The sequence below is a fragment of the Streptomyces sp. NBC_01233 genome, from assembly GCF_035989305.1.
Lineage (GTDB): Bacteria > Actinomycetota > Actinomycetes > Streptomycetales > Streptomycetaceae > Streptomyces.
In genome coordinates, this window is the sequence record NZ_CP108514.1 from 9,069,025 (window position 1) to 9,086,531 (window position 17,507).

A 17,507-nucleotide genomic window follows, 5' to 3' on the forward strand; every position below is an offset into this window, starting at 1 on the left:
GCAATTCCTGAGATAATATCGTCCAGTCCGATCAGTTGGCCAAATGGTCGAGCTGGAGGTTTCGTGTCCCTGGCGATCGTGCGAGACCTGCGTCCGGAACTGCGCTTGACGACGCCGGAGGAGCTCGCGGCCTTCGAGCAGGACCTGTTGTCCGAGTTCGTGCTCGCCCGGGCTTCGGCCGGCATCAGCGATGGGACGGTCGCCGGCGATGTCGGCGTGATCGTCGAAGTGCGCTCATGGTTCACGCGCCCGCTGTGGGAGATGGAACCTCGCGATCTGGACCGGTTCTTCGGCCGACATCAACAGGGCCTGGCTCATGCCACAAAGGTCCACAAGGCGCACTCTCTCAGCGTGTACTTCGAGTTCCTTGAACTACGGCACAAGCCCGCCATCCACAGGGCAACCGGCTATGTCGTCGAGTCGCCGTTGGATGAGATCAACCGGCCCCGTGGATCGACCCTGTCCCGGTTGCGGGTTCCGCCGCCGCTCGGGGAGGTCGACCATCTGTTCTCGGCTTGGCGTGACGAGGTGCCGCAGGCGCGTAAACCGTTGTCGATCGTCCGGAGTTACACCGCGATGAGGCTGGCGAGTCTGATAGGTCCCCGGGTCTCGGAGCTGAGCCTGGCGAACGTCGACGACATCCACTGGGAGCTCGGCCAGTTCGGAAAGATTCTTCTGCGGGGCAAGGGGAGGCGCGGCAAGAAGAAGGAACGGCTCGTCTCGCTGATCAACGGGAGCCGTTCGCTGCTGGAGTGGTGGGTCGACGGCCCCCGATGGCAGTGCGACGATCGGGTGGATGAGCCAGAGGCGCCGTTGTTCCCCTCGGAGCGGCGGGCCGCAGACGGCTCGAGCCTGCGGGTGGATACCGACACGCTCCGCCTGCATCTGAAGAAAATGGTCGCCCAGCACCTTCCTTCCCAGGCAGGCAAGCTGACGCCGCACACGCTTCGGCACTTCGCTGCCTCGGAGCTCTACCGTCAGGGCATGGATGTGGTGGCGATCCAAGAGCTGCTTGGCCACAAGTGGATCAACACCACCATGATCTACGTACACGTCAACCAGACTCATGTCGAGGACGCGTGGGTCCGTGCGGGTGAGCGTGGACGGGCGCGATTCGGAGGAGCGTCATGAAGTGGAACCTGCGGATGACCGCGGCCAAGCGGGACATCTGGAAGTCCTCCGAACTCCAGCGCATGCTGGCCGACGCGGGCTTGGTGATCAGTGCGGGCAAGATGTCCAACCTGTGGGCCGGACAGCCGGTGACTATCCGCCTGGACGATCTCGACGTGATCTGCGAGGTGCTGCAATGCGAGCCCAGCGATCTGCTTGTCCGTGAGCCCGAGAAGGCCCGCGCGAAACGACCGGAGCAGGATGAGAGCAGGGCGGCCATCCGTCCCGCTGTTGGTGAGAACCGTCGTCGGAGCGGCGGCGGCCCGGCCTCCCGCAACTTGATGCCGCCGTTGTGACGAAGGAAGCGAAGGCCAAGGGGCTTGGGACGCCTGAGAGTTGCGAGGTCTGCATGGCCTGGGGCCTGCACCCTAACCCGGGCGGCTCGAAGATCCTCTGCTATGCGTGCAGGGCATGGTGGTACAAGTATCCTGCCGACTCGTGCGGCACGTGCGGCGCGACCGTCCCCCTGCGTGACGGAGTCTGCCGGGCCTGCCGTCACCAGGCCGCATTCGTCGCCGGCCGTATCAAGGTCCCGTCAGCCGGCCACGGGGCCCGGTTGGACCTCACGGTCGCAGCCGCAACCGGGCACCAGACGTTTCTCGCTGACCTGATCAAATGGAATCGGCGCCACCACCTCACCGCAAGAACAGCGGAGGTGCCTGAGTTGCCGAGCGAGACGACGCACAGACACCCCCTGCTGCTGAAGCCGCCCGAGAGCATCCAACTCACGCTCTTCGAGCCGGTCCGGGACTTCCGGCGCTATCGGAACCCGAACGGCTCGAAGGGGCGCTCCTGGACAGGATTCACCCCGGCAGATCCCGGATATTCGGACTTCCTCGTCGATCGGGCCAGGGACGTCGCGGCGGTACGGGGCTGGAACCACTGCACCATCAAGCGCGTGAAGTGCGGCTTGATGATCCTCTCGGCCCTGCACCAGCCTTCCGAAAGGATCAAAGCCACCACGGTGCACGCACTCTCCCGGGACATCGATGTTCCCGCAGTCCATCTCATCGACATGCTCAACGATCTCGACATCCTGCTCGACGACGCACCCGACCCCCTCGAACAACTTGTCAGAGCTCACCTCACAGTGCTTCCCGAGCAGATACGCGTCGAGGTGACCGCCTACTTCGACATCCTCCGCAACGGAGCCCCCCGCCGCCGCCCCAGGTCGCCTCACACAGTCGGCATCCACCTGCGGCTGATCGTCCCGTTCACTGCCCAGTACTGTGCCCTCCGATACTCGACATTGAGGCAGGTCACCCCCGAGGACATTACTGACTGGCTGTCCAAACGGAACAACGTCCAGCGCGAAATCGTCGCGCTCCGGGACATGTTCAAGACGCTCAAGTCACAGCGGCTGATCTTCGCCGACCCAGCCCGACGCATCAGGCCCGGCAACACCCTCGTCAACCCGCCCACACCGGTCGCGGAAGACCAACTCAAACAAGTGGCCAGAGCCGCGGCTGAGAGCCCGGCCCTCCTGGCCGTCGTCGCCCTTGCCGGCATCCACGCCCTCTTCCCGCACGAGATCAGAATGCTCCAAGACTCCGACATCGAGCTGAGCACCGGGCGCCTCCGGCGGGCCGAGGTCAGCCGGCCCCTCGACGACTTCACCGCCGAAGCCATCCGCAAGTACCGGCGCTACCGTGACGCCCGCTGGCCGGACTCGGCAAACCCTCATCTCCTCCTCACCCAGCAGACAGCCAAGAGGAAGGGTCCAGTCAGCGACTTCTGGCTCAAGCGCCTGTTCAAGGGGCTGCCCGCCACGGCCGACAGCCTCCGCCAGGACCGGGTCCTCGAAGAAGCGATCGCCGCCGGACCCGATCCCCTCCGCATCTCCACCATGTTCAACCTCAGCGCCCAGGCCAGCTTGCGCTACACCCGCGCGGCCAGCCCGGCAGGCACCGAAACGACGACCGGGTAACCTGCGAACCCACGGCCAGAGAACCTCCAAATCCCCCAGCAGCACCTACAGTTCAGATTTCGATACCTTCAGAAATCGTGAACTCGCGGGGATTTCACGGAGGCCGGATCGACTCGCTGGGCATCGATGAGAACGGGTCTCCTGTTGTAGTCGAGTACAAGCGTGGGCGTGACGCCGGCGTCATCAACCAGGGCCTCTTCTACCTCGCTTGGCTGACCGATCACCGCGCAGAGTTCCAGCACCTGGTCAGTGAGCAACTCGGGGCGGATTCAGCAGCCCAGGTGCTGTGGAGTAGCCCCCGGCTGATCTGTATCGCAGAAGGCTTCACCCGCTACGACCTCCACGCTGTACGCGAGATTCGCCGCACCATCGACCTGGTCCGCTACAACTACTTCGGCAGCGCATTGCTCGCACTCGAGGCGGTGGCGAAGGTGACGACTGGTGTGCCGGCGAGGGGCGGGCGGAGGCGCCCCTCGCAAGGTGCGCCGATCGGACCGCGTGGCGCTGGTACGTCCGACCTCCGCGGCACGCTCGACGAGCTGGTAAGGGGGTTCGGTGACGACGTGAGCAGTGTGGATCGCAAGCAGTACCGCGCCTACCGGCGCCTGCGTAACTTTGCCTGCGTCAGCCATGCCCACCAGCAGGAGGTCGTCGTCACCCTTCGGGTGAGCCCGAAAGACATCGACCTCGCTCCGGGCTTCACCCGGGATGTCAGCACGGTCGGCCACCACGGCACAGGCGACCTGGAGGTCCGCCTCCGGACGGAGCGCGATCTGCGACGGGCGGAGCCCATGCTGCGCATGAGCTACGAGGCTGCATGAGCCGGGTAAGACGCGGGCGGTGGCTGCTAGGAGAACACCAATGGATTTGGGTGGCAGTTCGGGGTGCACCATGCCTGCATCCATGTCCACCGGGAGTTGCTGCCTTGACGCGCTGAACGGGCGGAATCAGAGCACTCGACGGCTAGCCTCTGCGCATGGATTCTGACGAGCTCACCCGCCGAGACAAAGAGCTGGAGACCTACTGGCACGGGGAGGACGGGTTCCGCCAGAAGTACCTGATCGATATGGTGCCGCTGCCGTTCGTCGCCGACCAGGATGTCATCGGAGGGCGTCTCATCGTGGCCACGGATGACATACGGCTACGGAAGGTGGTTGAGCAGTTCGCCAGCTACTTCAAGCGCGAGCTGCGGTTCGACTTCCTCCAGTTCACGGCCACTGGTAGCGACAGCAGTCAGGAGGTGCTGTTGATCAACTCCAGGGACGTGATCATGCTGTCGCCAGTTGCGTGCGGCGCGGTGGGGTTCGACCTGGACGAGAAGTGCCTGACCTGGGTCTGGATCCACCCCTTCCAGCGAGGAAGAGGTCTTCTCGATCGCGTGTGGGAGGAGCTGGAGCGACGGCACGGGACAGAGTTCACCGTGGAGCAGCCGGTCTCGATCCCGATGCAGCGCTTTCTCCAGAGCAAGGACGTTGACCCTGCCCGCTGGGGCGGGCCCTCCCCCGCCGACTAGGGCCTGTTCTGAGTTGAGATCACGGGAGGGCTGGCAGGCTGCGTAACCAGAGGATGGATCCGCGCAGGTGGAGCCCGGCGGCATAGCTCTCAGGTGTCTTGTCGTAGCGGGTGGCCAGCCCCCGCCATTCCTTGAACTTGTTGATGGCGCGCTCGACGGTGTTGCGATCTTTGTAGAGCGTGCCGTCGTGGCTGACCGGGCGGCCGCCGGAGCGTCCCTTCTTCTTGCGATTGGCAGCCTGGTCGGCCTTTTCCGGGATCACCGCCTTGATGTTGCGTCTGCGCAGGTGGGCGCGGTTGGCTCGGGAGGAGTACGCCTTGTCGCCGGCCACTGCGTCCGGCCGGGTCCTGGGGCGGCCGATCCGGCCGCGCACCTTGATCTTCTTGAGGACAGGGATGAAGTGCGGGCTGTCCGCGGCCTGCCCGGGGGTAAGGATGATGGACAGCGGGCGGCAGCGCCGCTCGACGGCAAGGTGGATCTTGCTGGTGAGCCCGCCCCGGGAGCGGCCCAGTTCGGCGGCCCGCAGTCGGGCCCTGCGGCGCCGGCGCACGGCTCGGCGCTGTTCCCGCTCGGGGTCCTCCCTGTCCGCGGATCCCTCGCCTACGGGGTCGTTTTGTCCCTTTGTTGCAGCCCCTTTTCCTCCGCCACGGCCTTCTCCAGATCCTCAAGGAGCTCCGGGGCGACCGCCATGCCCGCCGCGTGGTGATGCGCCCGAGCAACGGTCGAGTCCACGCTCACCAGGCTGAGATCGACATCGTCGCGAGCCTCCGCCTCGGCGATCATCGCGTCCATGAGGGTCTGGAAGACCTCGTCACGCGCCCACATCCGGAACCGGTCGTAGATCGTCGACCAGGAGCCGTAGCTCTCCGGCACATCCCGCCAGGGACTGCCGGTCCGGAACCTCCACATCACCGCGCTGAAGTAGCGGCGCAGGTCAGGGATCGGTCCGAACGCCCCCAGCGGCAGGTGCGGCTCGATCAACTCCCACTCGGCATCGGTCAGATCATCACGAGTCATGCGACCGGTCTACCCCGGCCAGCACCCTCCTGAAGCGAGAATGACCGATCCCGTGATCTCAACTCAGAACAGGCCCTAGTGCTGCTCCGCGGAAGTTCGTGGAGGGGTGTTGATCAGGCCGCCTTGAGTGGGGTGCCCTCGTAGGTCCAGCGGTAAGGCTTGGCCGTGTCGTTGTGCTTGATCACGTAGGTCTCCAGCTTGTTGATCAGGTCGTCGCGGCTGGCGAAGTCGCCGTTCCGCAGGACCCGGCGGGTCAGGGCGGAGAAGAACAGCTCGGCCTGGTTGAGCCAGGAGGCGTGCGGTGGGGTCCAGTGAACGTGCCAGCGCGGATGCGCGGCCAGCCATGCCTTGGTGTGCTTGGCGGTGTGGGAGGAGCCGTTGTCGAGCACTACGTGGATCTCCTTGTCGGGGGCAATGGCCCGGTCCAGCTGGTCCAGGAACGCGGTGAAGGTCGCCGCGTCATTGCGGGCGATCACCTCGGTGAGCACTTCGCCACTGGTCACCTCCAAGGCGGCGACCAGGGAAGCGGTGCCGTGGCGCCGGTACTCGAACTCCTGGCGGGCGAACTCGCCAGGAGCGGCGGGGCGCCCGGGATACCGGCGCGAGCGGGCGGCGATCGCGGTCTTCTCGTCGATCGAGAGCACCACCACGCCCTCGGGCGGGTCGAGGTAGAGGGCGCACACGTCCGCCGCGCGTTCCCAGAAGTCGGGGGTGTCGCGGCGGGTGAGCCAGCCGCGGACCTTGTGCGGCTTCAGGTCCAGGTCCGCCAGGATCCGCCCGACCTGCGACGCGGAGACCGGCGCGAAGCAGGTGCCCGCAATCTGTGCGGCGATGGTCCGGTGCGACCAGGTCGCCTCCGGGTGCGGCGGAGCACTGGTCGCCGTGGCCACGATCGCCACCCGCACGTGGGGCCCGTAGATCTTCGGCCGTCCGGACCGCCCGGCGTCCCGCAGCCCGTCCAGCCCGCTGGCGGCGAACCGGCCCCGCCACTTGCGTACCGTGTTCACGCTGACCTCCAGCTCCCGCGCTATCGCGCCGTTGGCTCGCCCGTCCGCCGCCGCGAGCACGATCTTGGCCCGCAGCGCTGCCCGCACCTGCGACTTCGGCGAGCAGACCGTTCGTGCCAGCCGCTCACGAACCTCCGGCCCGAGCACCACCGCAACCGCCGTCCCCACCCGTCCTTCACACTGCACGGCAGACGATCATGGCGGACCGGTGCCACACCCGGCAGGATGGGCCCGTGCCGAAGAACCCCCCGGAATCGATGCAGCACCACCTGCGCCAGCGCCTGAACACCCACGCCCAGGCCCGCTGGCCGCAGCTGGCCCGGGTCCACGTCCGCTTCCGCGCCGGATTCGCCTGCGTAGCAGCCGAGCTGAAGGACGGGGAGGAACTACCCCTGTGCCGCCTGCGCTTCACCGGCGTCCTGCACACCTGGGGCTTCGCCCTCTACCTCGCCAGCCGCGGCGGATACCAGGACAACTACCTGCCCACAGGGTTGCCCATCGGCAGTCCCGAAGACTGCCTCGACTGCGCCGGCGGCCTTTACCTCGACACCCTGTCGGCGTACGGGCTCTGATGCAGAGGTGCGTACGGGTTGATCTACAGAGGTGACTCGGCGTGTCGGGGTGGGGCCCGGCTCGATGAGAGGAGCCTGACGCTGATCTTGTGAAGCGTCGAGGAGGGCCTGTCGGATGTTGCTGGAACCGGGGCGGTGGCTGGAGCTGCGGCGTTTCCGGGCTCTGCATGAGGCGGGCGCGAGCATCTCGGAGATCGCTCGGGAGACCGGTCTGAACTGGCGTACGGTCAAGAAGTATCTGGAGAGCGACGGTCCTCCGGTTCCGCCGGCTCCGGCGCCGCGCTCGGATCTCGGCAACCAGGTGATCAAGCCGTGGGCGCATGTGATTGATGCGTGGCTACGGGCTGAGGTGCTGCTGAAGGCCGCGGTCATCCATGAGCGTCTGGTCGAGCAGTATGCCTTCCCGCACCACTACCAGCGCGTCAAGATGTACGTGCAGCAGGCCCGACCCCGCATCGCCGAGGAGTTGGGATATACCCCGCGCGAGCTGGCGAAGTTGCACCGCCGCTTCGAGGTGGTGCCCGGCGCCCAGGCCCAGGTCGACTGGGGCGACGAGGGCAACATCCTGGCCCATGTCGGCATCCCGAAGGTCTACTCCTTCCACATGACCTTGTCCTACTCCCGAGATCCGTTCTGCTGCTTCACCACCAGCCAGAATCTGGCATCGTTCTTCGAGTGCCACCGGCGGGCGTTCGCGCACTTCGGCGGGGCGCCCGGGGTGATCGTCTACGACCGGACCAAGACTGTCGTGCGCCGTCACGTCGCCCCGGGCGAGGCGGTCCCGTTGCATCCGGAGGCCGTGGCGTTCGCCGGGCACTACGACTTCGACATCGACGTCTTGGCCGCCTACCGGCCGACGGGGAAGGGCCGCGTCGAGCGCCAGGTCCTCATCGTCCGCGATCATGTGCTCGCGGGGCGGTCCTTCTCCAGCCTGGATGACATGGACGGGGCGTTCATGGCCTGGGTGCCCCAGCGCCGGGCGCGTACGCACCGCACCCACGGCGAGGTGATCGGCGTGCGGGCCAAGCGGGATCACGCCGCGCTGCGGGCGCTGCCCGCCAAGCCCTACATCGTGGCCGATCGGCACCTGCGACACGTGGCCAAGGACTGCCTGGTCGCCTTCGACGCCAACCTCTACTCGGTGCCCGCCACCAAGGTCCGCCACCGCCAGCTCGTCGAGGTCAGAGCCTCCGCAGGCACCGTGGCCCTGCATTCCACCGTGCCCGACGCGCAGGGCATCACGCTGCTGGCCGTGCACTCCCGCGCGGTCGGACGCAGCGCGAGGATCGTGGATGAGGCCCACTGGAAGGCCCTGCCCGACGGACACACCCGCGCCACCACCACCGACCTTCCGCCACCCGTGAGCAGGCCGGCCCGCTCCGGCGCCGAGGAACCGGGCGGTCTGATCTCGCTGCTGACCCGGGCCAGAGCCGCGCAAGTCCACGTCGGCACCCGTCCGCTGGCCCTCTACGACCAGATCGCCGGCACCCGCCCGTTCAACCCCGCCCCCATCGACCCCAAGGACATGCGTTGAGCGAGCTGGTCACCGCCCGGATCCGCACCACCGCCACCAAACTCGGCCTGCCCCACCTCACCGAGGCCCTGGCCGAGCACGTCGGCCGGGCCGACGCCGCGTCGATGGCCTACCTCGACTTCCTCGACCTGGTCTTGGAAGAAGAACTTGCCGTCCGTGAAGAACGCCGCTTCCGCCACGCGCTACGGGTCTCCCGCCTGCCACACCACAAGACGATTGAGGAGTACGACTTCTCCTACCAGCCCGAACTCGACCCCAGGAAGGTCAAGGACCTGGCCACCCTCGCGTTCGTCGAGGCCAAGTCCAACGTCGCGCTGCTGGGCCCGCCCGGGGTCGGCAAGACACATATCGCCGTCGCGCTGGCTGTCGCCGCCTGCCGGGCCGGCTACTCGATCTACTTCACCACCCTCGACGACATGGTCCGCCAGCTCAAGGCCGCCGACTCCATCGGCCGCCTGGCCAGCAAACTCCGCACCTACCTGCGGCCTCACGTTCTCGTGGTGGACGAGGTCGGCTACCTCCCGCTGGAGCGTGACGAGGCAAACCTCGTCTTCCAGATGCTCTCCAAGCGCTACGAGAAGGGCTCCACCCTGCTGACCTCGAACAAGAGTTTCAGTGAGTGGGGTCAGGTCTTCGGCGACGACGTCCTGGCCACTGCCATCATCGACCGCCTACTCCACCACTGCGAGATCCTCGCCATCAACGGCGCCAGCTACCGCCTGAAGAACCGCCTCACAGCCATCGAAGGCGGCATCACTGCGGCCAGCTGACACAGGATCAAGCTCTGCACATCAGCCCGTACACACCTCTGCACTACAGCCCGTACGCCGACACACCCCCGCCTGACCGACCCCAACACCCCTCCACGAACTTCCGCGGAGCAGCACTAGGGTGCCCCAGGCGCCGACCGGGCGACCGCCGACGTCGACACCCCAGGCCTGGGCGCAGTCCTCGATGAGGGGGATTCCGCGTTCGCGGAGCCGGGTGGCGATCTCAGCGGTACCGGGTGCGGGCCGTCCCCGGAGGTGGACGAGGACGACAGCCGCGGTGTCCGGCCCGATGAGGGGTTCGATCTCCTTCAAGGTCGGGGTGAGCGAGTCGGTGGCCGGGGCGACACGGACCGCGGCACCGAGCATGTCGGCGGCGGCACCGACTGAGACCCACCCGATCTCCGGGATGATCACTTCCTGTCCGGCACGGATCTCCAGTCCGCGCATGGCCATCCGCAGGGCGGAGGATCCGGAGTCGACCGCGAGGGCGGACGCACGGCCGGTCAGCTGGGCGACGCGGTCTTCGAGCTGCGGGATGAGGGCGCCGTTGAACGTGGCGATCTGGCCGGACAGTATCCCGTCGCCGACCAGGGCGTTCTGGGCGTCGGCGGTGAGGAGGCTGTACTGGTACACGGGCTGGGCAGTTGTGGGCACGAGGATGCATCCCTTCCTGGGGATGGGCGATGTCGCGCGGAACGAAGTCGGGGGCTAGGGCCAATACCAGTGATTTAAGGGTCCGGGGTGCCTGGGGTCTTCGGTGGGTTGGTCGGGGCCGTTTTGTGGTGTGGGGCGATGGCCACGGCTCGGGCTGGGTCGAGTGTCGGCTGTGGCCAGAGCCGGTGTGCGGTGCGCTTGACGCCGAAGTTGGACATCTTGCGTTTGACGACGCGGGCGTTCGACCGCTGTCGTCGCGGTGGCAGGAGGTGACGGGCTATCTCTCGTATCCCGTCGGTGAGGGCTGTGGCCAGGCGGTCAGGGGGAAAAGGCCGCCTGCGCGGTGACCTGGCGTAGGGCGAGGCGGAGGGTGCGGGTGAAGGAAAGCCGGTCGGTATCGGTGTCGGTGTCCCGGGCGGCGGTGTGCATGAGCTGGCGGATCGCGTGATGGACGAGGAGGTGGGCCCAGACCTCCTGTTCGACGCCGTCGGGCGATCGGGAGCGCAGGACCTGGGCGGGGCCGCGTTGGTGGGTCTTCAGCTCGTCCAGTGTGGTCTCGATCTCCCATCGCTCGTTGTAGAGGGCCGCCAACTCCGCCGCGGGTGCGGCTTCGTGGTCGAGGATGGTGGTGATCAGCCGGTACGGGGCGTCGTGCTGCGGGCGTCCGGGGTCGTCCAGGGTGTACTCGATGACCCGCACCACGGTGGGATCGGTGCGTTTGCGGTGGTCCTTGGCCGCCACGATGTCGGAGAGGTAGGACCCGTCGGGGAGCTCGCGCCGCACGGGCAGGACGGCGTTGGACTTGATGCGCCAGAGCAGGTCCGCACCGCCGGCCGATGCCGCTCGCCACTGCTCCAGCCCGGCGAAGCCCCGGTCGGCCATCAGCAGGTCATCCGGTCCAAGGGCGTCGAACAGCTCCCGCGCGATCACGGACTCCGCGGTGGTGAACGGCCCCAGAGCCGCGCGGGTGATGGCGTGCGTGCCGCACTCCGCCAGCGCCACCACCCGCACCTGCGGGAACGCGGTCCGCTCGCCCCGGTGGGTGGCGGGACGACCGAACCGGGCGTCGTTCTCCTCACTGTCCGGCACGTCGAACGTGGTCCCGTCGACCGCCATCAGACGCCAACACCCGTACCACGCACCGGGAGTGGACTCGGTCGCCACAGGCCCGGCGGACTGCTCGAAGAGAGCCTTGAGCGGCTCGGGCCCGAGCCTGGCCCGGGCCCGGGAAACCGCACCGGGCGTAGGCACCTGCCACGAACCCGACCAGTGCTTGGCCCAGGCCAGACCCTGAGTGAGCAGCCGTGCGACCTCTTCGTAGCCCTGACCGGAGAACAAGCACATCGCCAGCACGAAGTAGACGACCACCCGTGGAGGCAGCAGCCGGTTGCGCTGCCCGGCCTTCCCGGATTCCTCCACGACCCGGTCCACCAGCTCCGGCGGGAACGTCCGCGTCAGCAGTCCGATCGCGATCCGATCCGACAACCGCTCGTCCGTCTCCGGCTTGACCTGTCCAGGGCGTGGCATCCAGACACCTCCTGGCCAACACCCTACCAGCCGAGATCCTTAAGTCACTGGTATTGGGGCTAGGGCCTGTTCTGAGTTGAGATCACGGGATCGGTCATTCTCGCTTCAGGAGGGTGCTGGCCGGGGTAGACCGGTCGCATGACTCGTGATGATCTGACCGATGCCGAGTGGGAGTTGATCGAGCCGCACCTGCCGCTGGGGGCGTTCGGACCGATCCCTGACCTGCGCCGCTACTTCAGCGCGGTGATGTGGAGGTTCCGGACCGGCAGTCCCTGGCGGGATGTGCCGGAGAGCTACGGCTCCTGGTCGACGATCTACGACCGGTTCCGGATGTGGGCGCGTGACGAGGTCTTCCAGACCCTCATGGACGCGATGATCGCCGAGGCGGAGGCTCGCGACGATGTCGATCTCAGCCTGGTGAGCGTGGACTCGACCGTTGCTCGGGCGCATCACCACGCGGCGGGCACGGCGGTCGCCCCGGAGCTCCTTGAGGATCTGGAGAAGGCCGTGGCGGAGGAAAAGGGGCTGCAACAAAGGGACAAAACGACCCCGTAGGCGAGGGATCCGCGGACAGGGAGGACCCCGAGCGGGAACAGCGCCGAGCCGTGCGCCGGCGCCGCAGGGCCCGACTGCGGGCCGCCGAACTGGGCCGCTCCCGGGGCGGGCTCACCAGCAAGATCCACCTTGCCGTCGAGCGGCGCTGCCGCCCGCTGTCCATCATCCTTACCCCCGGGCAGGCCGCGGACAGCCCGCACTTCATCCCTGTCCTCAAGAAGATCAAGGTGCGCGGCCGGATCGGCCGCCCCAGGACCCGGCCGGACGCAGTGGCCGGCGACAAGGCGTACTCCTCCCGAGCCAACCGCGCCCACCTGCGCAGACGCAACATCAAGGCGGTGATCCCGGAAAAGGCCGACCAGGCTGCCAATCGCAAGAAGAAGGGACGCTCCGGCGGCCGCCCGGTCAGCCACGACGGCACGCTCTACAAAGATCGCAACACCGTCGAGCGCGCCATCAACAAGTTCAAGGAATGGCGGGGGCTGGTCACCCGCTACGACAAGACACCTGAGAGCTATGCCGCCGGGCTCCACCTGCGCGGATCCATCCTCTGGTTACGCAGCCTGCCAGCCCTCCCGTGATCTCAACTCAGAACAGGCCCTAGAGGCAACGCCGTTCAGTTAGGGCTCGCAGAGGATTAACCCGTAGCTTCCCGATCTGGCGGTCGTTGGCGTGGTATGGAAGCGGCGGAAGAGATAGCGGCGGCCTTGGTGGCGAAGTTCACGGTGCTGTTCCCGCATCTGGACGAACGTCAGCGTCGTCTCCTGCTGGCGGCCGAGGCCCGGGTACTGGGCCATGGCGGGATCAGGCTGGTCGCCCGGGCGGCTGGAGTGCGAGAGGCCACGGTGTCGCTTGGTGTCACTGAACTGGACTCCGGTGAAGCCCCGTTGGGGCGGGCGCGCCGGGTCGGTGGTGGCCGCAAGCGGGTAGTGGACCTGGATCCGGGACTGCGTCCGGCACTGTTGGCCCTGGTCGAGCCGGACATGCGCGGGGACCCGATGTCGCCCCTGCGGTGGACGACGAAGTCCACCCGCCACCTCGCCGCCGAGCTCACGCGCCAAGGCCACCGGATATCCGCCGACACCGTCGCCGACGTGCTGCGCGAGGAAGGCTTCAGCCTCCAGGGCAACGCCAAAGTCATCGAAGGCCGGCAGCACCCGGACCGGGACGGCCAGTTCCGCTATATCAACGAGCAGGCCAAGGCCCACCAGGTGGCCGGCGACCCGGTGATCAGCGTCGATACGAAAAAGAAGGAAGTGGTGGGGCCGTTCAAGAACGGCGGCCGGGAATGGCGGCCCGCAGGCAACCCCGAGCGGGTCAGCACCCACGACTTCCCGGACAAGGAACTCGGGAAGGCCGTGCCCTACGGCATCTACGACCTGGCTGCGAACACCGGCTGGGTCAGCGTCGGCACCGACCACGACACCGCCGCCTTCGCCGTCGAATCCATCCGCCGCTGGTGGAATGCCCGCGGCAAGGAGGACTACCCGCAGGCCAGGCGGCTGCTGATCACCGCCGATGCCGGCGGCTCCAACGGCTACCGAACCCGCGCCTGGAAGGCCGAACTCGCCGCCCTGGCCCTGGAAACAGGCATGGAGGTCACTGTCTGTCACTTTCCTCCGGGCACATCGAAATGGAATCGGATCGAGCACCGGCTGTTCTCACACATCACCATGAACTGGCGCGGCAGGCCGCTGACCAGCCACGAAGTCATCGTGCAGAGCATCGCCGCGACCACCACCCGCACCGGGCTGAAAGTCCACGCCGAACTCGGCACCGCTACCTACGAGACCGGGGTCCGCATCGGTGACGGGCAGATGGACGTCCTCCCCGTCACACGCCACGACTGGCACGGCGACTGGAACTACACACTCCGCCCCGAGGCATACACCCAGGTCAACGACGCACCAGACCCGTTCGATCAGCCGAGCCCCGACCTCGCCTGGCTATGCCACCCCGCCCTGACCGGACTGCCGCCCGCCGAGTGGGACACCCTCATCACCGCGCTGACCATCCTCCACGACGCCCAGCGCGAGACTCACCTGGACCAACGACGCGGCCACCGACCTCGCGTCAAGGGCGACGGCACCACCGGCCGACGCCCCGTCCTCACCCTCGCCGACCGGCTCCTAGCCACACTCCTCCACTACCGGCTCGCCCTGCCCCAAGTCGCCGTCGCCGCCCTGCTCACCGTCCACCCCGGAACAATCAACAGACGCATCCGCGACATCCGGCAGCTCCTGGAAACAGCCGGGCACCCCATCCAGCCCGCCGACGACCGACTCGCCACCCTCGACGACCTCTACGACTTCGCCAGCACCCGTGGAATCACCCTCCCAGCAGAGATCAAACCAGCGAGTTAATGATCTGCGAGCCCTAACTGAACGGCGTTGGCTCTAGAGGTCGAACTCGTGGGGCGGCAGGTCGAGGGTGTAGCAGGCTTCGCGTACGACGGCCTGCTCGGTCTTGTCGAAGTCGCCGTCGGCGCCGCCGATGACGATGCCGATCTGGATGACGGCGCGGGCCTCGGCGGGCTTCTTCTTCGCCTTGGCGATCTCCTGCATGACGCTGACCTTGCCGAAGTCGAAGTCGGCGGTCAGTTTGTTCAGGTTGTCGTCGAAGCGGCGCTGGAGGTCGGCGGCGTCGAAGTTCTGCAGCACCTCGTTGGTGGAGATGAGCTGCGCCACCCGGCGGCGCTCGGACGGGTCGATCGTGCCGTCGGCCGCGGCCACCAGGGCGCACATCGCCATCGACGCGTCGCGGAACGCACCGCTCTTGAGGTCGTTCTTCTTCGCCACCAGCTGGGTCTGCATCGTCGATGCGGACTCCTTGATCCGGTCCCACAGGGCCATGCCAACTCCGTATCGGTCGGGCAGGCGGTCCGGCAACGGGGTACGACCCGGACCGCCCCGATTTCTGCAGTCTTGTAGAAGTTATCAGCGTGATGGCTCCCGATGCAGTGTGCCCCGGCCGGATCCTCTTACCCCCGCGAACATGAGAGCGGCGCACCAGGCCGTCGAATCGGCCCAGTGCGCCTGAATGGGCTACGACTCGTCGTCGCCCTCGTCCTCGTCGTCTCCTTCGAAGAAGTCGCCGACCTCGTGTCGACCGGGATCCAGCAGATTCCGTGATCGCCAGAATCGTGAAGATGGTCGAGGAAGCATCCGAGACCAAGGCCCCCACGCAACTGTTCATCGAGAAGGTCGAACAGCGCTACTCCCTGGCCGTGGTCACAGCCACGATCGCCCTGTTCGCCATCCCCTTGGCCCTCGGCGCCGCCCTTCAGCCGACCCTCCTGCGGGCGTTGACGTTCGTGATCGTCGCCTCGCCGTGCGCCGTGGTGCTGGCTACGATGCCGCCGTTGCTCTCCGCCATCGCCAACGCCGGCCGGAACGGAGTCCTGGTCAAGTCCGCCGTCGTCATGGAACGCATCGGCCAGATCGACGCCGTCGCCTTGGACAAGACCGGCACCCTGACCGAAGGCGCCCCCGTCTCACCGAGATCAGTCCCCGCACCGGGTCCGGACTCGCCGAGAGCGAGTTGCTGGCAGCCGCAGCCGAGCACGCGAGCGAGCATCCGCTGGCCCGCGCCGTCGTCGACGCAGCCCGCACCCGCGGCCTCGAGCTCCCGGCCGCCGACGCCTTCACCTCGATTCCCGGCCAAGGGGTCACGGCCAACGTGGGCGGCCGGCACGTCGAGGTCGCTGCACCCACCCGCCTGTCGGCGGGTGCCCGTACGCCGGACGTCGACGAGGTCGTTGCCGAGTTGGAGGCCCAGGGCCGTACCGCCGTCCTTGTACTCGTCGACGGCGAGCCTGCAGGAGTGCTCGCCTTCGCCGACCGCCTCCGGCCCGCCGCCGCGGACGCGGTCGCCGCTCTGACCACGCTGACCGGCGCGCCGCCCGTCCTGATGACCGGGGACAACCCTCGCGCGGCCGCACGACTGGCCGCCGAAGTCTCCCTCACCGACGTCCGCGCCGGCCTGCTCCCGCAGGACAAGGTCGCCGCCGTAGCGGAACTCCAGGTTGGCGGACGCAAGGTGCTCGTCGTCGGCGACGGAGTCAACGACGCTCCAGCCCTGGCCGCCGCCCACACCGGCGTGGCCATGGGCTGCGTGGGCTCCGACCTCGCCCTGGAGACCGCCGACGCGGTGGTGGTGCGCGACGAGCTCGCGGCCATCCCCGCCGTCCTGCGGCTCTCACGGGCAGCGCGCCGCCTGGTCGTGCAGAACCTGTTCATCGCGGGAACGTTCATCACGGTGCTCGTCGTCTGGGACCTGGTCGGACACCTGCCGCTGCCCCTCGGAGTCGCCGGCCACGAGGGATCCGCCGTTCTCGTGGGTCTCAACGGTCTGCGCCTGCTGCGGCAGGCGGCATGGGAGAAGGTCCGGACCGGACATACCCAGTGAGCCGCCGTCGCGCCACAACGAAGTACGGCCCGGTTGGGGCCGGATCTGCCCGGGCCGGTGCCGGTGACCGTGTGCCGGGGCTGCTGCAACCGCGTGACGGCGCGCGGGGGACTCTTTAGGGGCCAAATAGAGCGAATGTTCGGATACGCCAGTCGTCTCATTCCACGGCGCCGCACTCGTCCTCTCGCCGAGTATGGGTCCTGATGACGGCCTGCTCCTTCCTGTTCCCTTCACCTCTTCTTCCTCCTTTCGTTTCGGCGTCCGGAAGAGGAGTGACGCGGGCTGCCTCCTTTGCCGTCATGGCGACGGTGCTGGCGGCCGCAGGACACCATCTGGTCTTCGGTGGCACGCCGTCGGCAAACTCATGTCTGATTGCCGCACTCGGACTGTTCGCCGCAGCCTTGCCGCGAGCCGGAAGGCCGGGCTCGCTGAGCATCGATCTGACTGCCATGGCCGTCGCCCAGGCAGTCACCTCCTGGTTTTTCACTCACCTCAGTGATGCCCCTGAGTCTGCGCTGGCCTCTTCCCACGACGGGCCGTGGGGCATGTCCTATCTCGCCCTGACTCTTGCCGTCGGCTGGGCACTGCACGCCGCCGACACCGCCTGCTTGTGGCTTGTGAGCGCGGTGCAGGAGGAGCTGGGCTCCTTGGCCGTAGGCCTGCGCGCTCTGTTCGTCCCCTGGATCAGCCCCACCAACGCGCAAGATCCGCGGCCGTTCAACGGTCTTCGAAGCGGCCCGAGGGGCGCATCCCTTCATGAAGTCCTCCTGGCCGACGCGCTGGTGCGCCGGGGCCCGCCTCGGCGTCATCGCCCGTGGCTGCCTGACGCTTCGGCAGTCGTGAGGCCATAGGCG

The 17,507-nt window shown here is 67.5% G+C and carries 14 protein-coding genes and 3 pseudogenes; 12 read left to right on the forward strand and 5 right to left on the reverse strand.

All coding sequences use genetic code 11. The features are described from left to right. Positions 1–63: 63 nt before the first annotated feature. From OG332_RS42010 to OG332_RS42030, 5 genes are all read left to right on the forward strand, one after another. Complete coding sequence (locus OG332_RS42010; protein ID WP_327417516.1) at positions 64–1,131, forward strand: tyrosine-type recombinase/integrase; 1,068 nt, start codon at positions 64–66, stop codon at positions 1,129–1,131. Beyond that, positions 1,128–1,466, forward strand: coding sequence for a helix-turn-helix domain-containing protein (locus OG332_RS42015; RefSeq protein ID WP_327417517.1), 339 nt, complete (start codon positions 1,128–1,130; stop codon positions 1,464–1,466). The genes OG332_RS42010 and OG332_RS42015 overlap by 4 nt, the downstream gene beginning before the upstream one ends. 359 nt (positions 1,467–1,825) lie before the next feature. After that, on the forward strand, positions 1,826–3,097 hold the full coding sequence (locus OG332_RS42020) for a hypothetical protein (RefSeq protein WP_327417518.1): 1,272 nt from the start codon (positions 1,826–1,828) through the stop codon (positions 3,095–3,097). A gap of 77 nt (positions 3,098–3,174) precedes the next feature. Next, entirely contained in the window at positions 3,175–3,918 is a 744-nt protein-coding gene (locus tag OG332_RS42025) for a DUF5655 domain-containing protein (RefSeq protein ID WP_327418378.1), read from the forward strand. A 155-nt stretch (positions 3,919–4,073) separates the two neighbouring features. After that, positions 4,074–4,610, forward strand: coding sequence for a hypothetical protein (locus OG332_RS42030; protein WP_327418379.1), 537 nt, complete (start codon positions 4,074–4,076; stop codon positions 4,608–4,610). Between the two features lie 19 nt (positions 4,611–4,629). Here OG332_RS42030 and OG332_RS42035 read toward each other — a convergent pair. Further along, positions 4,630–5,627, reverse strand: a pseudogene (locus tag OG332_RS42035) (IS5 family transposase). A 113-nt stretch (positions 5,628–5,740) separates the two neighbouring features. Further along, positions 5,741–6,802 (reverse strand): IS630 family transposase, encoded by a 1,062-nt coding sequence (locus OG332_RS42040; RefSeq protein WP_327411887.1) that lies wholly within the window; start codon positions 6,800–6,802, stop codon positions 5,741–5,743. A 65-nt stretch (positions 6,803–6,867) separates the two neighbouring features. Here OG332_RS42040 and OG332_RS42045 point away from each other — a divergent pair, with 65 nt between their 5' ends. From OG332_RS42045 to istB, 3 genes are all read left to right on the forward strand, one after another. Then, positions 6,868–7,206: a hypothetical protein gene (locus OG332_RS42045; RefSeq protein ID WP_327418380.1), complete on the forward strand. Its 339-nt coding sequence runs from the start codon at positions 6,868–6,870 to the stop codon at positions 7,204–7,206. A 115-nt stretch (positions 7,207–7,321) separates the two neighbouring features. Next, positions 7,322–8,740, forward strand: a complete 1,419-nt coding sequence (istA, locus tag OG332_RS42050; RefSeq protein ID WP_327411910.1) for an IS21 family transposase — start codon at positions 7,322–7,324, stop codon at positions 8,738–8,740. Next, on the forward strand, positions 8,737–9,510 hold the full coding sequence (gene istB, locus OG332_RS42055) for an IS21-like element helper ATPase IstB (protein WP_327411911.1): 774 nt from the start codon (positions 8,737–8,739) through the stop codon (positions 9,508–9,510). Before istA ends, istB begins: the two co-directional genes overlap by 4 nt. A 21-nt stretch (positions 9,511–9,531) precedes the next feature. Here istB and OG332_RS42060 read toward each other — a convergent pair whose 3' ends face one another. Continuing rightward, a complete protein-coding gene (locus OG332_RS42060) occupies positions 9,532–10,164 on the reverse strand; it encodes an aminotransferase class V-fold PLP-dependent enzyme (protein ID WP_327418381.1) in 633 nt (210 codons plus the stop codon). Between the two features lie 318 nt (positions 10,165–10,482). Next, complete coding sequence (locus OG332_RS42065; protein ID WP_327417459.1) at positions 10,483–11,691, reverse strand: IS4 family transposase; 1,209 nt, start codon at positions 11,689–11,691, stop codon at positions 10,483–10,485. Between the two features lie 138 nt (positions 11,692–11,829). Here OG332_RS42065 and OG332_RS42070 point away from each other — a divergent pair. Both OG332_RS42070 and OG332_RS42075 read left to right on the forward strand, forming a co-directional pair. Continuing rightward, positions 11,830–12,827, forward strand: a pseudogene (locus tag OG332_RS42070) (IS5 family transposase). A 96-nt stretch (positions 12,828–12,923) separates the two neighbouring features. Beyond that, positions 12,924–14,609 carry an ISAzo13 family transposase gene (locus OG332_RS42075; protein WP_327418382.1) on the forward strand — a complete coding sequence of 562 codons (1,686 nt, stop codon included), beginning with the start codon at positions 12,924–12,926 and terminating at the stop codon, positions 14,607–14,609. Between the two features lie 33 nt (positions 14,610–14,642). Here OG332_RS42075 and OG332_RS42080 read toward each other — a convergent pair whose 3' ends face one another. Beyond that, on the reverse strand, positions 14,643–15,098 hold the full coding sequence (locus OG332_RS42080) for a tellurite resistance TerB family protein (protein ID WP_327418383.1): 456 nt from the start codon (positions 15,096–15,098) through the stop codon (positions 14,643–14,645). Between the two features lie 242 nt (positions 15,099–15,340). Between OG332_RS42080 and OG332_RS42085 the strand changes: the two are divergent. Further along, positions 15,341–16,653 (forward strand): annotated as a pseudogene (locus OG332_RS42085) (heavy metal translocating P-type ATPase); the annotation flags it as partial. Positions 16,654–16,952: 299 nt separating this feature from the next. Continuing rightward, positions 16,953–17,504, forward strand: a complete 552-nt coding sequence (locus tag OG332_RS42090; protein ID WP_327418384.1) for a hypothetical protein — start codon at positions 16,953–16,955, stop codon at positions 17,502–17,504. Positions 17,505–17,507 lie beyond the last annotated feature (3 nt).

What these genes read in the sequence shown, in the direction of transcription:
- OG332_RS42090 (WP_327418384.1), top strand. Translation starts at nt 16,953, where the DNA reads ATGGCGACGGTGCTGGCGGCCGCAGGACACCATCTGGTCTTCGGTGGC.
- OG332_RS42080 (WP_327418383.1), bottom strand. Translation starts at nt 15,098, where the DNA reads ATGGCCCTGTGGGACCGGATCAAGGAGTCCGCATCGACGATGCAGACC.
- OG332_RS42075 (WP_327418382.1), top strand. Translation starts at nt 12,924, where the DNA reads ATGGAAGCGGCGGAAGAGATAGCGGCGGCCTTGGTGGCGAAGTTCACG.
- OG332_RS42030 (WP_327418379.1), top strand. Translation starts at nt 4,074, where the DNA reads ATGGATTCTGACGAGCTCACCCGCCGAGACAAAGAGCTGGAGACCTAC.
- OG332_RS42065 (WP_327417459.1), bottom strand. Translation starts at nt 11,691, where the DNA reads ATGCCACGCCCTGGACAGGTCAAGCCGGAGACGGACGAGCGGTTGTCG.
- OG332_RS42015 (WP_327417517.1), top strand. Translation starts at nt 1,128, where the DNA reads ATGAAGTGGAACCTGCGGATGACCGCGGCCAAGCGGGACATCTGGAAG.
- istA (WP_327411910.1), top strand. Translation starts at nt 7,322, where the DNA reads ATGTTGCTGGAACCGGGGCGGTGGCTGGAGCTGCGGCGTTTCCGGGCT.